The sequence below is a fragment of the Pseudomonas sp. BIGb0278 genome (assembly GCF_024809895.1).
GTDB classification, from domain to species: Bacteria; Pseudomonadota; Gammaproteobacteria; order Pseudomonadales; family Pseudomonadaceae; genus Aquipseudomonas; species Aquipseudomonas shirazensis.
The window spans coordinates 253159-268316 of sequence record NZ_JANUEL010000001.1; the positions used below are offsets into that span (position 1 = coordinate 253159).

Consider the following 15158-nt stretch of genomic DNA (forward strand, 5'->3'; position numbering starts at 1 on the left):
GATCGCTCTATGTCGAAGGTGCGTGCGAATGTGTTTGGCCTGCTCTATCAGGCATTACCGGCCTGGGCGTTGGCGCTGCTGGCGGTAATCAGCGGCGCTTTGTTCACGGCGGCGCTGACGACCGCCGCTTACAGCTTCTCCAAACAGCAACTGCGCCAGCGCTTCGAGCTGCTGGCCGCAGACCGCTACAGCCGTATTGCCGAACGCCTGGCAGACCAGCAACAGCGCCTGGATAGCCTGCGGCGCTTTTTCAGTTATTCCGATAACGTCACCGCAGGCGAATTTCAGGGTTACGTCAAACCGCTGTTGCAGCGCACTTTGGCCTACGCCTGGGCGCCCGCCGTTGCCACCGCCAGGTGGGGGGCGAGTGCCGAACTGGCTGTCCACAATGCGTCCCCTGATGCTGGCGGCCAGGCGCAGGTACAGCCCTTAGCATTACGCGGCCACGCCTACCCCATACGCTTTGTGCAAACTTCCAATCTGGCTGGGCTGCCTTCTGGCCTGGAGCTGTTCAATCTGAGACGCGTGCAAAGCACTTTGGTGCGCGCGACTACCCCAGGCAGCATGGCGGTGTCCGCGCCATGGCAGTTGCCAGAGCAGCCTGCGGCGGTAGTGCTGATGATGCTTGCTCCAGTCTTCGCCAATGTTGCAGGCGACGGTGTACCCAGTGGCTATGTGATTGTCCTGCTCGACTTGCAGCGCTTGGTCAGCGAGGGTGTGTCAGCTGCAACGGACGACGACCTGGTGGTGCGCATCAGCGATGGCAGCGGGCAGAACCTGCTGTACCAGTCGCTCAACCCGGCAGCGCCGCTGGCAATGGTCAGTGCCCGTCAACTGCAGCTGGCTGGTTATCCCTATCAGATGCTGATTCGTCCCAGCCAAAGCTTCGTCCACGCCAATCGTTCATCGTTGGTGCCGGCGGTCGCGATACTTGGGGCGCTGCTGAGCGTGCTGCTCGGCGCTTTGCTGTACAGCGTGCTCAGCCAGCGCCAGCGCGCATTGAAGCTGGTCGAGCAGCGCACGGCCGAATTGCGCATCAGTGAGCAGTCCCTCAGGGGCACCCATAACCAACTGCGCAGCGTGCTCGATGCGGCAACTCAGGTGGCGATTATCGCCACTGACCTCGAGGGCCGGATCATCACCTTCAATGCTGGCGCCGAGCGAATGCTGGGTTATGCCGCCAGCGAAGTGGTCGGCCGGCTTGATCTGCCCGCGCTGATTCAGGCCGACGAGTTGCACCAGCGCGCCCAGGCCCTGAGCCAGCAGCACGGCCGCGACATCAGCTGCGCTCAGGCAATCTTTGCCGATGCGGCGCAGGCCGCGGACAACCAGCCTGGCGAATGGACCCTGCAACGTAGCGATGGCAGCCAGCTGCTGGCGACCATGCTGGTCAGCCCGGTGCTCGATGAGCACGGCCGTTGGGTCGGCTACCTGGCAATCTGCATTGATGTCACTGAACGGCGCCGCGTGCATGAGGCACTGGCGGTGCGTGATCGGCTGCTGGAGAAGCTCAGTGCCGAAGTGCCCGGAGGTATCTATCAGTACCGTCTGGATGCGTCTGGACATACATGTTTCCCCTACGCCAGTCAGGGCTTGTTCGACATCTACGAGATCGACCTGCATCAGCTGCGTGAGGATGCGGCGCCGATTACGGAGCGGATTCATCCTGATGACCTGGAGCGGGTGCTGCGCTCGATCCGTCACTCGGCAGAGCACCTTGCCCCGTGGCGCGAAGAGTATCGGGTGATTCTGCCGCAGGCCGGTTTGCGCTGGGTGCGCGGTGAGGCCACGCCTGAACTGGGCGAGGCGGGATGCACCTTGTGGCATGGCTATCTGACCGACGTTTCCGAGCCCAAGCGGGTCGAGCACGAGCTGCGGGCGCTATCGATTACCGACGTGTTGACCGGTATTCACAACCGCCGCTACTTCCAGGAGCGGCTGAAGATCGAGCTTGATCGCGCAGCGCGTGATGGCCTGGAGCTGGCGGTGATCATGCTCGATGTCGATCACTTCAAGCGCATCAACGATGAGCATGGGCATGCGGTAGGTGACGATGTCCTGCGCAGCCTGTGCCAGCACATCAGCCATCGTCTGCGCCGTACAGACGTGTTCTGCCGGCTCGGCGGCGAGGAGTTCATGGTGCTGTGCCCAGGTAGCGATATCGCGCAGGCGCGCACCCTGGCGCTGGAGCTGTGGCAGGGGGTACGCAGTCTGGTGATCAACGGGGTCGGCAAGGTCACGGCAAGCTTCGGCGTGGCTGCCTGGCACCCGGGGGAGGGCGCCGATGCGCTGCTGCTGCGCGCCGATGCCGGGGTGTACGCGGCCAAGCAGGGTGGCCGCGACCGAGTTGAAGTAGTGCAGCCTTAAGTCGGCCTGATCTGCCTGCCGAGCAGCGCCGCGGCGGCTGGCACGCGCTGCTCAGACTGCTTGCTTCAGAGCCCCGATGCGGCGGTACCAATATTCAGTTTCGGCTGGCGATACAGCTCAAGCAGCACCTGATCAAGCACTTGTGACGCACCCCATGGCTTGGGATCATTCAGGATCGCCGCCACTGCCCAGGTGTGGCCGTTGCTGTCGCGGCTGAAGCCGGCGATTGCGCGCACGGTATTCAAAGTGCCGGTCTTGATATGCGCCTGGCCGGTCATGGCAGTGCGTTTAAGGCGCTTGCGCATGGTCCCGTCCATGCCCACCAGCGGCATCGAACTGATGAATTCAGCAGCGTAAGGGCTGTTCCAGGCCGCCTGCAGCAGGGTGGCCATTTCACGTGTGCTGACACGTTCAGCGCGGGATAGGCCAGAGCCGTTCTCCATCACCAGGTGCGGTGAGGTGATACCTTTTTTCGCCATCCACTGACGCACGACCCGTTGTGCGGCCCGCGCGTCATCGCCGTCGGCATCGGTACGGAACTGCGCGCCCAGGCTCAGGAACAGCTGCTGAGCCATGGTGTTGTTGCTGTATTTGTTGATGTCGCGGATCACCTCGACCAGGTCGGGCGAGAATGCCCGCGCCAGTACTCGGGCGCTTTTCGGCACGTTCTCGATGCGATCGCCACCCTGGATGGTGCCGCCCAGTTCGTTCCAGATTGCGCGAACGGCACCTGCCGCGTAGGCGGGGTGGTCGAGCAGGGCCAGATAGGTCTGCGAGTTGCAGCCTTCGCCCAATTGGCCGCTGACCACTACGGTGACACCGTCTGGTCTGACTTGCGGGTTATAGCGGACCTCACCGGCGCACTGCTTGGAGGCGACCGCCTTGACCTGATTGTCGATGCGGATGCTGGCAATCGGCGGTTCGACTGCAATCATGACCTTGCCGCCGTCATTGCGAGCAACGAAACGCAGCGCCTTGAGGTTGACCAGCAATGAGTCTGGCTTGACCAGAAACGGCTTGTTGGTGTCGCCGCCGTCATCGTCGAAGTGGGGCAGGTTGGGCTGCACGAAGTGGCTGCGGTCCAGCACCAGGTCACCGGTGACGGTGCGCACGCCGTTGGCGCGCAGGTCACGCATCAGCAGCCAGAGCTTTTCCATGTTCAGTTTGGGATCGCCGCCACCCTTGAGGTACAGGTTGCCGTTGAGCACGCCATTGCTCAGGGTGCCATCGGTGTAGAACTCGGTTTTCCATTGAAAGGTCGGGCCAAGCAGCTCGAGGGCGGCGTAGGTGGTAACCAGTTTCATGGTTGAGGCCGGGTTGACCGACACATCGGCGTTGAACACCGTTGCCGTACCGGGGCCATCGAGGGGCAGCATGACGAGCGACAGGGCGTTGTCCTGCAATTTGTTGGTCTTGAGAGCCTGTTGCACCTTGGGCGGCAAGGTGGTGTTGACGGCGGCCTGAGTGGGCATGGCCAGAGGCAGCATCAGGCCGGCGAGCAGCAGTGGGCGGAGCGCTTTGATCATAAGTAGGAAAACCCTGCGGGCGAGGGGGAAATAACGGGGCTGTAAAAGATGGTGGCCCCAGATCGAAATATAGCGGGCATTATGCCCCAAGCGCGTCCTGTATGTGCCGGGTTCGACACAAAAGCGCCGCTGCGCCCCGGAAACTGGTAAAGTGCCGCCCGTAATTACTTAAGAGGATTGTTTCATGGCTACCAACCGTTCCCGCCGTCTGCGCAAAAAACTCTGCGTAGATGAATTCCAGGAGCTGGGCTTCGAACTGAACCTTGGTTTCAAGGAAGACCTGTCTGAAGAAGCCATCGATGCCTTCCTCGACGCCTTCCTGGTAGAAGCCATGGACGCCAACGGCCTGGACTACGTCGGCGGCGATGACTTCGGTCTGGTCTGCCTGGCCGAACGTGGCTCGGTCAGCGAAGAGCAGCGTGCTGCTGTCGAAGCGTGGCTCAAGGGCCGTAACGAGCTGACCGAAGTCAAAGTCAGCCCGCTGCTCGACGCCTGGTATCCGGAAAAGCCGATCAACTCGGCTTCCTGATCCAGCCTGGCGGGCGCTGTCGGCGCGCCGCCATGCCAAAGCCCTGAACGCTCAGCCCAGCTGACGGCTCAGGGCTTTTTCAGTTCTGCGCATGTGCCTGGCCAAGGCCTGCCGCTTCAGCTTCAGCTCGTGCAGCGTCAGTTCGCCACTGGCGAGCAGCTCGCACACCTCCATCATTGCCTGAGCATCCAGCAGCCGTGCGGCGCTGAGGATTTTGTGTGCCTGCTCGACAATGGCCAGGGCTTGCTGCTCTGGATCAAGGCTCATCAGCACTGTGCAGTCATCCTTCAGGCTCTGCTGCAACAGCTGCAGAAAACGCTGTTGATCTGCCGGGTCGTCGCCAGCAACCCTCCTCACACTGGCGACGTCGAACGCCGCTCGGCGGGGCTGTAGCGCCGCGGATTCGGGTAATGGAGTGACGTTGGCGAGGTGCTCACTCAGCGTACGCAGGCTTATCGGCTTGAGCAGGCAGTCGTTCATGCCCGCATCCTGGCAGCGCTGGCGAACTTCGGGTTGGGCATTGGCGGTGTAGCCAAAAATGACGCAGGGTGGCCGGTTGCTGGCGCGCTCTTCAGCGCGGATGGCTCGCGTCACCTGATAGCCGTTCATGTGGGGCATGTTGCAGGCGAGCAGCAGCACATCGAACGTATCGCTGTGCCAACATTGCAAGGCTTCATTGCCATCCCGCGCACTGGTGTGGCGCAGCCCCATGAAATTCAACTGCTGCGCCATCAGCATCAAGTTGGCGGGATGGTCGTCGATGACCAGTACGCGCAAGTTGGGATTGAGCGCGTCGACCTGGCGTATCGCCGCCTCGGCTGCCACCGGTGCACCGGCTGGGCAGACCGGCATGCTCAGGCGGACCTGGGTGCCTACCCCCTGCAAACTGCGCAGGGTCAGTGTGCCACCCATCATTTCGCACAGGGTGCGGCTGATGGTCAGGCCCAACCCGGTGCCGCAGCGTGCGCCGTCGCTCTGGGTGTTGGCCTGCACGAAGGGACTGAACAGCCCTTGTATTTCGTGCTCGGGAATGCCGATGCCGCTGTCGCGCACCTCAAGTTCCAGTTGGGTGGTTGGCGCAGAAGCTGACCGGTGCAGCTGTGCGTGTACGCGGACCTGGCCAATGTCGGTGAACTTGATCGCATTGCTGAGCAGATTGCTCAGTACCTGCTTGAAACGCAGTGGGTCGAGCAGTACGTGACGTTGTGCGCTCGGCTCGATCTGGACTTCCAGTGCCAGGCCCTTTTCACGTGCCTGGCCTTCAAATACCCGCGCTACGGATTTGATCAAAGCAGCCAGCTCGACCGGTTCTGGCGCCAGGCTCATGTGCCCGGATTCAATCCGCACGATATCCAGGATATCTCCGATCAGGCCCAGCAGGTCGGTAGCGGAATGGTAGGCGACTTCCAGTGCCGGTTTGTCCACGCGGCCTTGATCGGCGTGCCTGACGGCGAGTTCGAGCATGCCGATGACTGCGTTCATCGGCGTGCGAATTTCATGGCTGATGGTTGCCAGAAAGGTGCTCTTGGCACGGTTGGCATCATCGGCCTGCTGTTTTGCCAGGCGCAGCTCCTGCACCAATTGGCGGCGCTCGCTGATATCGATCCAGCCGCCAATGATGCCCTGCACTTCACCCAACGAGTCACGATAGGGCAGGACCCAGTGGTACACCGTCAGTTCGCGATCTTTCAGGCGGAGCTGGCGATCAAGGATCAACGGCTCGCCGGCGGCCATGACCTGCTGATAGTCGGCTTCGATCTGATGCGTACAGGCATGCTGGCTGCCCAGGCTCTCTTCCAGGCGTTTGCCAATGACGTCTTGCGCACAGGCGTCCATCGCCTTCAGGTAACTGTCGTTGCAGCTTTGCAACTTGCCATCACGACCCCGCACAAACAGCGGATGAGGAGTGCCATTGAGCATCACCTGCATGAATTCGAGTTGGTCGTTGAGGGCTCGTTCGACGCGTTGGCGATGGCGAATCTGGCGGCGCAGATGCGCGTTCCAGACCAGCGCCAGCAACAGTAAAGAGCCGATCCCCACTGCAATCTGCAGAGCCAGATGCCTCAGGTTCCGCCAATAGGCATCGTCTTGCGCATTGAGGCCGCTCCAGCGGTTGTAGATCACGCCAAATTCTTCTGGAGAGATACTCAACAAGGCCTTGTCGAGGATAGCTGCCAGCGGCTGCGCATTGCTGGCATTCGCCATCGCGAAGCTGGCGGGCTCGATGCCCACCGTATTGCGAATCACCAGATCCGGGTCGCTGGCCAGCGCATGATTGGCATCGATCAGCGTGCTGACAGCGCCGTCGACGGCACTGCTGCTGAGCAGCGCCAGGGAGTAGTACGGGCTTTCGGTCTGGATAGCCATGACATCCGGGTACTGCTGGGCAAGCAATTGCGCTGCTGCGCTGCCACGTGTGACGGCAACCCGCTTGCCGTTGAGTTGCTCGAATGAGCTGGCCGTTTCGTTGTGTCGGGTGACCAGCACCAGCGAGCTTTCCAGATACGGCCGAGTCACCAGCAGTTGCGGGTTGTGCTGCTCTTGCATCGGCAGTGCTGCAATGACATCGGCGCGACCATCGGCAATACGCGCGAGCATGTCGTCAACACTGCCCGCACGCTGAATCTCGAAATGCAGACCTGTGCGCAGCCTGAGCATTTCCAGCAGGTCGGCGGTAATGCCGCGGAACTGACCGGCCGCGTCGAAGTAGGACACCGGGGCCGCCGTTTCGTCGATGACTACCCGCAACAATGGACGCTGCCTTAGCCACTGTTCTTCTGCTGGGCTTAGCTGCAGCTTGCGCTCGCTCAGCAGAATGTCGCTACCGGCGCTCCAGCGTTTGAGAATGTTGCTTTGCACCACCACTGGCTGAGCTTGCAGCGCGAGGTTGATCAACCCTCTGAGCATCGATGCGTCGCGGCGCATGGCGAAGCTGAAGCCAATGGCCTCATGTTGGCCAAAATTGGCCATACGCAGGCGCGGCAGATGGCCCTGATTGAGTTGAAAGTAGGTGGAAATGGTATCGCCGATGAAGACGTCGGCCTGCCCAAATGCAACCGCATTGAGTGCCTGGGTCGACGAGCCGAACGTCAGCAGTGAAGCGTTGGGGTAGGTCTCGCGTACCACCTTGGGCGGCAGGTAGTGATACAGCATGCTCAGACGCATGCCATTGAGGCCGTTGTTCAACGGGCGCGCCTCGTCCTCGCGAGTCACCAGCACGGGTTGGTCGACCGCATACGGGACCGACAGCCCCAGCCCTTGCGCAGCGGCTTCGAAGCCGTTAGCGCTGCCCAACAAGTCAATCCGCCCTTGCTTGAGCGCCTCGACGGCATCCAGGCGATTGTCGAAACGCAATACTTTCACCGGCAGCCCGAGCGCGCTGCTGATCACCGCAGCGTACTCGGCGGTAATGCCCTGGTAGTCACGGCCACCGCTGGTGATATCGAACGGGGGGTAATCGGGGAAAGAGGTGCCTAGCGTCAGTTGCTGCTTTGTCTCAAGCCAGTTGCGCTGCTCGGCGCTGAGCTGTGGGCGGCTTGGTTGTGCTGACGTACGTTTGAGCAAGGTCAGTGTCGTAGGCTCCTGCTCCGCCGCCACCGACAAGCCGGTGGCGGCCAGGACAAGGCACAAACAGGTCAAGTAATGCCCCACTCGCAGCATCACACCAGCGCGTTCCGTTTGGCTACGTCAATCAGGTCGACCAAAGTACTTACCCGTAGTTTTTGCATCAGGCGTTTTTTGTAGGTGCTCACTGTCTTGTTACTGAGAAACATGCCTGAAGCGATTTCCTTGTTGCTTCGACCCTGGGCAAAAAGTTGCAGCACCATCAGTTCTCGATCATTGACCTGTCGGAATAGACCTAATTCCGACCTGCTGCTTTCTGTCTCACCCTGCAGGACTTGGCTGGGGAAATAGTTGTAGCCAGCAAGTACTGCCTTGATTGCACTGATGAGTTCGCTCAAGTCTTCCTGCTTGCAGACATAGCCCGATGCGCCCGAATGCATGCAGCGAATGGCGAACAGCGCGGGTGACTGGGCAGTTAGTACCAGCACCTTCATGGGCAGGGCCATGCTCTGGAAACGCGCCAGCACTTCGAGCCCATCCAGTCGCGGGATAGCGATGTCAAGGATGACCAGGTTGGGGCGTGCCTCGCGAATCAGCTGCATCGCGTCGACGCCGTTGTCAGACTCGCCGACGATCTTGTAACCCTGGTTTTCCAGTAGCATGCGTACGGCCAAGCGAATAACCGGATGGTCGTCGACAATAAATACGGATTGCATAGTTAACATTCCATTGGGACAGATGGCGTGAACAGAGCGCACCTTAACCCAGATGGGCGGCAGGAAGCAGGCAACAAGCGTTTGTCAGTCGTATATGGGAAATGGACTACAGTAAGAGACTACATAGTCGATGATTCTTGAGACGAGATGTTTATATGTAGCAAGAAATTAGTAACGTGGTGTGAGTGGCTGTTAGTTGGGGTTGGTTAATCGATAGGCGTGAGATTGGTTCATCTATCTACACTGTTAACCTTCGCATAGCCGGGGCCGCACAGCGGCCCCAATACTGGCTGAGATCTGCCTAAGTTTGCCGTATTCAGGTCGGGCTGGAACGCCCAGTCATCTCACAAGCCATCTCGCTGGCATAGCTGTCGGTCATGCCGGCGATGAAATCAATCATCCGCAGGAAGGCGTTGTGCAACGTGTCATCAGGGCTTGGCGCATGGTTGCCAATCAGGTCGAGCACTCGCCGGCTTTTGAACGACGGGGTGCGCCCGCCGTGTTGTTCCAGGGCCGCGCCACAAAAAGCGTTGAGCAAGATTTCCAGCGTGGTGTAAGCGCCAATCTCGTGCAGCGTCTTGCGCTTGTCCTGGAAGATCTTCTTGCGCGCCATGTCCTTGGCCTGCAGTACACAGCGCTTGGCAGGGCCGTGCATGTGCTCGACCAGGTCGCCCGCTAACTGACCGCTGAGCAACGCCCGTTGCTGCTCGACGAACGCTTCGGCTGCCGCATTGGTCAGGTGTTCGATAGCCTTGCCGCGCAGGATCGCCAGCTTGCGTCGGCGCGAGTCGTTGGCGCCGAGCTGGCGGTAGGTCTCGGGCAGGTCGTCACCGACCAGGTCCAGCAGCAGCGCTTCGACTTCGGCATATTGCAGCAGCTCCATCTCGACCCCGTCTTCAAGGTCGATCAAGGCGTAGCAGATATCGTCGGCAGCCTCCATCAGGTACACCAGCGGATGGCGTGCCCAGCGTTGCTCCTCGAGCTGCGGCAGGCCCAGCTTGCGTGCGATCTGCTCGAGCAACGGCAGCTCGCTCTGATAGCTGCCGAACTTGTGCTTCTTGTAGCCCAGGGCATCGGCGTGACGCGAACTCCACGGGTATTTAAGGTAGGTGCCGAGGGTGGCGTAGGTCAGCCTGGTACCGCCATCGAACTGGTGATACTCCAACTGTGTGAGCACCCGAAAGCCCTGCGCATTGCCTTCAAAATTGAGAAAGTCAGCGCGTTGCTCGTCGCTCATGCCGTCCAGCCAGCCGCGACCTGCCGCCTGCTGAAACCAGGAGCGGATCGCGTCTTCGCCAGAGTGGCCGAACGGCGGATTACCGATGTCGTGGGCCAGGCAGGCCGACTGCACGATCATGCCCAGGTCGCTTGGCTCGCACCAGGCCGGCAGCTCGTCGCGCAAGGTCTCGCCCACACGCATGCCGAGTGAGCGGCCGACGCAGCTCACTTCCAGCGAATGGGTCAGGCGGGTATGAATATGGTCGTTGCTCGACACCGGGTGGACTTGAGTCTTGCGTCCAAGCCGGCGAAACGCACCGGAAAAGATGATCCGGTCGTGGTCCTTGTGGAAGGGACTGCGCCCTAGTTCCTCAGGGCTGTACAAGGCCTTGCCCAGGCGCTCACGGGTCAGCAGGGTATCCCAGTCCAATGCTCGCTCTCCGATCGGATAATCGCCATAGCTTCAGGGTAGCGCTGCGCCTGCGCAAGGGGCAGGCGCAGCCGCTGCTAGCGGCGTCGACCGTTGTGCAGGAACAGTCTGGCCAAGGGCAGCAACGTGCCGCCCAGGCGCAGCAAGCGCGTAAGGCCACCACCGCGGGCACCCTTGCCAGTCAGAAAGCCCATCAAAACCACGCCGGCAATGCCCCATAACGGCGCATGCTTGATCCCCAGCCCTTGCTGCACAGAGCTACCTATGCCGCGCAGGCGACGGACTGGCTCGAGCAGTTGCGCCGATTCCTGGCGGATTTCCTGGCGGTGCATTTCGAGGCGCAGACGCAACAGCGCCTTGCGCAGCTCGCGCGGATTACGCGTATTGGGAAGTTCAGGCAGGCTCATGGCAACAGTCGCTCCCGATCCTTGGCAAGCTCCTCAAGTGTGGAGCTGAACGGTGAAGACTCATCGAATACCGCAGCTTTCAGGCGAACAGCGCAGTACAGCGTGGCGAGGCAGTAGAACACGCACAGACCGATGATCCCGGCCAGGCGATAACTGTCCCAGACCAGTACCAGCAGCAGACCAGACAATGCCGACAGCAACAGCAGGGCAAATACCAATGCCATGCCTGCGAACAGCAGCAGCTTCAAGGTACGGCCTTTCTGCTCCTGAAGCTCGATGCCGAACAGCTCGATGTGGCTGTGCAGCAGCCCAAGCACGGCAGCGCCGAGGCGCTTGCCGGTTGCGCCAGTGGAGGCGTCATTTTCCATGAAGTTACCTCAGCGGCGATTGGCCAGCAGCCCGATCAGCAGGCCGACACCTGCAGCAATGCCGATAGCCTGCCAAGGGTTTTCCTGGACATAGGCTTCGGCTTGAACAACTGCCTCCTGACCGCGGGCGCGCACCGATTCCTGAGTCACCTGCAGGTTGGCACGAGCCTCTTCGAGGCGCGCATGGATCTGTTCGCGCAATTCGTCAGCCTGATCACCCGCCAGATTGGCCGTGTCCGCCAGCAGCCGCTCGGTGTCGCGTACTAGCGCCTGGAAGTCAGCCATCAATATCTCTTGAGCATTCTTTGCCGATTTGCTGGCCATTGGGTCTCTCCCTGTTTAGGTATGTGGATAATTCGAGTGATGGCTGTTGTGAAGGTTCACTGCAGTTGCTGGTATGGCGTTTGCTAAGTGTTTGTTAAGTATTGGGGCGTGCCTGCAGCGGCTGCGACGATTTCGCGCATCACGTCTGCACATACCGATAAACCTTAACCCAATCCACGACAAACCCAAGAAAAAACCACGCACGTTCCGCCAGGCCTCACCAGAACAGGGCAGCGGGGCGGGCACCGATTCGGTGCAGGGATGCCGGTTCTTGAACTGTCATGGTGCCTTTTCAGCAGGTCTGCCAATTTCATGGAAAACACCCACAGCGCAATGGACTCTCTGGTCCACGGTTCCAACACGCTTTTCTTACTGATGGGCGCCATTCTGGTGCTGGCGATGCATGCCGGTTTTGCCTTTCTGGAAGTAGGTACGGTTCGCCACAAGAATCAGGTCAACGCACTGTCGAAGATCCTCAGCGACTTTGCCATTTCGGCGCTGGTGTACTTTTTCGTCGGTTACTGGGTTGCTTATGGGGTGACCTTCCTGCAGCCGGCAGCGACGCTGGCCAGCGATCATGGCTACGCCTTGGTGAAGTGCTTTTTCCTGATCACCTTCGCAGCGGCCATTCCCGCGATCATCTCTGGCGGCATCGCCGAACGTGCCCGCTTCGCCCCGCAGTTATGCGCGACAGCGCTGATTGTGGCGTTCGTCTACCCGTTCTATGAAGGCATTGTGTGGAACAGCAATTTTGGCTTGCAGGACTGGCTGCAACAGCGCTTCGGTGCGCCGTTTCACGACTTCGCTGGCTCGGTGGTAGTGCATGCCATGGGCGGCTGGCTGGCCCTGGCAGCGGTGTTGCTGCTTGGCGCACGGCGTGGGCGTTATCGTGACGGGCGACTGATCGCCTTTGCTCCCTCGAGCATTCCGTTCCTCGCGCTGGGCTCTTGGATCCTGATCATCGGCTGGTTCGGCTTCAACGTCATGAGCGCGCAGAGCCTGCAAGGGATCAGTGGCCTGGTGGCGATCAATTCGCTGATGGCAATGGTGGGCGGCACCCTGGCAGCGCTGCTGGCCGGGCGCAATGACCCAGGCTTTCTGCACAACGGTCCGTTGGCTGGGCTGGTGGCGGTCTGTGCCGGCTCCGACCTGATGCATCCACTTGGCGCGCTGCTCACCGGCGTAGTGGCGGGTGGGCTGTTCGTCTGGTGTTTCACCGCTGCGCAGAACCGCTGGAAAATCGACGATGTTCTCGGCGTCTGGCCACTGCATGGCGTTTGCGGTGTGTGGGGCGGCATCGCCTGCGGGATCTTTGCCCAGCCGAGCCTGGCTGGCCTGGGCGGGGTGAGCATGATCAGTCAACTGATCGGCACCCTCGGCGGTGTACTCGTGGCATTGACCGGTGGCCTGGTCGTGTATGGCTTGCTCAAGGCTACGCTGGGCTTGCGTCTGAGCCATGAGCAGGAGTTTCAGGGGGCAGACCTGTCGCTGCATCGAATTGGTGCCACCAGCCAGGATTGACGGGTGCGGGCTGGACTTTACAATAAGTCCACCTCTCCATTGTGCGCAGGCCCGCCATGCTTCCGGAATGCCAACTGCTGGGCACCCTTGGGTGCCACCTGTGCGAAGTCGCCGAAGCCGTGCTGATGCCATTCGTCGAGCGCGGCCTGCTGGTCGAACTGGTCGACATCAGTGAACAGGAGGCATTGTTCGAGCGCTATGGATTGATCATCCCGGTGCTGCGTCGGTGCGATTCAGGCGATGAGTTGCACTGGCCGTTCGATAGCGAACAGGTGGTGGCTTTCCTCCGGCAATGATCGCACCAGCGGCGGCGCGTCCCTCGTGTGCAAACCTGTGTGGTGACAGATGATCGGCCCTGGCCCGCCATGAGCGAGCCTTGCCATCAGCCACGCAGAGGTCCGTGATGTTCATCACCCCCCACTTCACGCTAGCCGAAATGACCGCTTCCAGCACAGCAGCGCTTGCAGGTCTGGATAACACGCCGCCGCCCGCGGCGTTGGCGAACCTGGGCCTGTTATGCGGCGTACTCGAGCAGGTGCGTAGTCTGCTCCAGGTGCCACTGACGATTACCAGCGGCTTTCGTAGCCAGGCGCTCAACCAGAAGGTCGGCGGCACAGCGCAAAGCGCTCATGTACTGGGGCTGGCGGCTGACTTTACGGCTTTGAACATTCCCGCACGCCAAGTTGCAATACGGATTCGCGACAGTGACATCATGTTCGATCAGTTGATTCTCGAGTTCGACAGCTGGGTCCACCTGGCTGTCTCGACCGAGCATCCACGCCGTCAGGTACTGACTATTCAACGAGGCGGCGGCTACCTACCGGGCATCCACTGACAGCGCCTGCCATTTGACGAAAGCCGGAACAACTTCGTATGCTGTATATAAATACAGTATCAGGGTGGAGCGATGCTCAATGTCGAGCAACTGAAATACAGCATCAACAGGATGGCGCCCGAGCGTGTAGCCGACGCCGTTCTGGAGCTGCGTCTCGAGGGCCTGGTCACGGATGACCGGACGCCCTTTGGCAAGGTCCACTTCAATACCTGCTTCGCTGAAGTCGAGGCGTTGTTTCAACGGGCCGGTTTTCACCGAGCGCTGGATGTCGTCGGCTATCAAGGCCTGGTTTATGCGCTGTACGATCCTGGTCGCTGGGACGCCGTGCAGGTACTGCGCTGGCTCAAGGTGCGCTGCGAGACGGCCGAAGCTGGCTGAGCCGCAGGCCATCGGTGATAATGCCGGCTTACTGACTGCCTGAGCCTGACATGAGCGCACCTTTCGACCCCGCACATCAACAAGCCAGCACGGTGTGCCTGCCGCCTGGCGAGTGGAAGACGGTGCTTGATTGCTTGTGTGAGCACTTCAAGGCGATTGATCGCGAGCAATGGCTTGACCGTTTTGCTCGCGGTCGGGTACTGGACGCTGAAGGGCGTGCAATTGGCGCAGATTTGCCTTACCGACGCGGCATGCGCCTGCATTATTTTCGTGAAGTGGCCAACGAGAAACCGATCCCGGTGCACGAATCAATTGTGCACATGGACGAGCACCTGGTCATCGCCGACAAGCCGCACTTTCTGCCGGTGACGCCCACAGGCGAATACGTCGAGCAGACTTTGCTCCGTCGGCTCATCCGCCGGCTGGGCAACCCGCACCTGGTGCCCTTGCATCGCATCGACCGGCATACGGCAGGACTGGTCATGTTCTCGGCCAACCCTGAGACCCGCAGCGCCTATCAGCGCCTGTTCCCCGAACGGCGTATCGACAAGCAGTATCAGGCGATTGCCGCTGCACTGCCTGAACTCGACTTCCCGCTGGTGCGACGCAGCAGGCTGGTGCACGGCGAACCGTTTTTCCGCATGCACGAGGTCCCCGGCGCAGAGAACAGCGAGACGCTGGCGCATGTGATCGAGAAAAATGGTGATTGCTGGCGCTATGGCCTGTCGCCGGTAACCGGCAAGACTCACCAGTTGCGCGTGCACATGGCCGCGTTGGGGGCGGGCATCTGCAACGACCCGTTTTACCCGCAGCTGCAGGCGGTCGAGGATGACTATCAGCGGCCCTTGAAACTATTGGCGCAGAGCCTGCGCTTTGCCGATCCGCTGGACGGCAGCGAGCGCTGTTTCGAAACGCGGCTGGCGCTGGACTGGTAAACGGCCGTTACCGCAGGTTCCCCAGCGATAACGGCTCCGT

Annotated in this window: 14 protein-coding genes; 7 read left to right on the top strand and 7 right to left on the bottom strand. The window is 60.7% G+C overall.

The features are described 5' to 3' along the window. Positions 1-9 precede the first annotated feature (9 nt). Positions 10-2367: a sensor domain-containing diguanylate cyclase gene (locus M2396_RS01160; protein ID WP_259072422.1), complete on the top strand. Its 2358-nt coding sequence runs from the start codon at positions 10-12 to the stop codon at positions 2365-2367. Between the two features lie 65 nt (positions 2368-2432). Here the strand turns inward: M2396_RS01160 and dacB are convergent, their stop codons facing one another. Further along, positions 2433-3893, bottom strand: a complete 1461-nt coding sequence (dacB, locus tag M2396_RS01165; RefSeq protein ID WP_259072423.1) for a D-alanyl-D-alanine carboxypeptidase/D-alanyl-D-alanine-endopeptidase — start codon at positions 3891-3893, stop codon at positions 2433-2435. A gap of 184 nt (positions 3894-4077) precedes the next feature. Here dacB and M2396_RS01170 point away from each other — a divergent pair, with 184 nt between their 5' ends. Next, positions 4078-4422 (top strand): YggL family protein, encoded by a 345-nt coding sequence (locus tag M2396_RS01170; RefSeq protein ID WP_101321297.1) that lies wholly within the window; start codon positions 4078-4080, stop codon positions 4420-4422. Positions 4423-4473: 51 nt separating this feature from the next. Here M2396_RS01170 and M2396_RS01175 read toward each other — a convergent pair whose 3' ends face one another. From M2396_RS01175 to M2396_RS01200, 6 genes are all read right to left on the bottom strand, one after another. Beyond that, positions 4474-8082 carry a transporter substrate-binding domain-containing protein gene (locus M2396_RS01175; protein ID WP_259074203.1) on the bottom strand — a complete coding sequence of 1203 codons (3609 nt, stop codon included), beginning with the start codon at positions 8080-8082 and terminating at the stop codon, positions 4474-4476. Continuing rightward, complete coding sequence (locus M2396_RS01180; RefSeq protein WP_101321292.1) at positions 8082-8702, bottom strand: response regulator transcription factor; 621 nt, start codon at positions 8700-8702, stop codon at positions 8082-8084. The genes M2396_RS01175 and M2396_RS01180 overlap by 1 nt, the downstream gene beginning before the upstream one ends. 316 nt (positions 8703-9018) lie before the next feature. Then, the gene (locus M2396_RS01185; RefSeq protein WP_101321290.1) at positions 9019-10350 is read right to left on the bottom strand and encodes a deoxyguanosinetriphosphate triphosphohydrolase; all 1332 of its coding nucleotides are present in this window, start codon (positions 10348-10350) and stop codon (positions 9019-9021) included. Positions 10351-10427: 77 nt separating this feature from the next. Then, positions 10428-10757 (bottom strand): hypothetical protein, encoded by a 330-nt coding sequence (locus tag M2396_RS01190; RefSeq protein WP_101321288.1) that lies wholly within the window; start codon positions 10755-10757, stop codon positions 10428-10430. Beyond that, on the bottom strand, positions 10754-11125 hold the full coding sequence (locus tag M2396_RS01195) for a phage holin family protein (RefSeq protein WP_101321286.1): 372 nt from the start codon (positions 11123-11125) through the stop codon (positions 10754-10756). The genes M2396_RS01190 and M2396_RS01195 overlap by 4 nt, the downstream gene beginning before the upstream one ends. A 9-nt stretch (positions 11126-11134) precedes the next feature. Then, complete coding sequence (locus tag M2396_RS01200; protein WP_101321284.1) at positions 11135-11449, bottom strand: YqjD family protein; 315 nt, start codon at positions 11447-11449, stop codon at positions 11135-11137. Positions 11450-11761: 312 nt separating this feature from the next. On the opposite strand from M2396_RS01200, the gene M2396_RS01205 reads away from it, so the two are divergent. The 5 genes from M2396_RS01205 (at position 11762) to M2396_RS01225 (ending at position 15118) form a co-directional block, all read left to right on the top strand. Continuing rightward, positions 11762-12970: an ammonium transporter gene (locus M2396_RS01205; RefSeq protein WP_259072425.1), complete on the top strand. Its 1209-nt coding sequence runs from the start codon at positions 11762-11764 to the stop codon at positions 12968-12970. A 56-nt stretch (positions 12971-13026) separates the two neighbouring features. Continuing rightward, entirely contained in the window at positions 13027-13266 is a 240-nt protein-coding gene (locus tag M2396_RS01210; RefSeq protein ID WP_150570722.1) for a glutaredoxin family protein, read from the top strand. A 107-nt stretch (positions 13267-13373) separates the two neighbouring features. Then, positions 13374-13805: a D-Ala-D-Ala carboxypeptidase family metallohydrolase gene (locus M2396_RS01215; RefSeq protein ID WP_259072427.1), complete on the top strand. Its 432-nt coding sequence runs from the start codon at positions 13374-13376 to the stop codon at positions 13803-13805. 72 nt (positions 13806-13877) lie between these two features. Then, positions 13878-14183, top strand: coding sequence for a transcriptional regulator (locus M2396_RS01220; protein WP_150570724.1), 306 nt, complete (start codon positions 13878-13880; stop codon positions 14181-14183). A 50-nt stretch (positions 14184-14233) separates the two neighbouring features. After that, positions 14234-15118, top strand: a complete 885-nt coding sequence (locus M2396_RS01225; RefSeq protein WP_101321272.1) for a pseudouridine synthase — start codon at positions 14234-14236, stop codon at positions 15116-15118. The last annotated feature ends 40 nt before the right edge of the window (positions 15119-15158 follow it).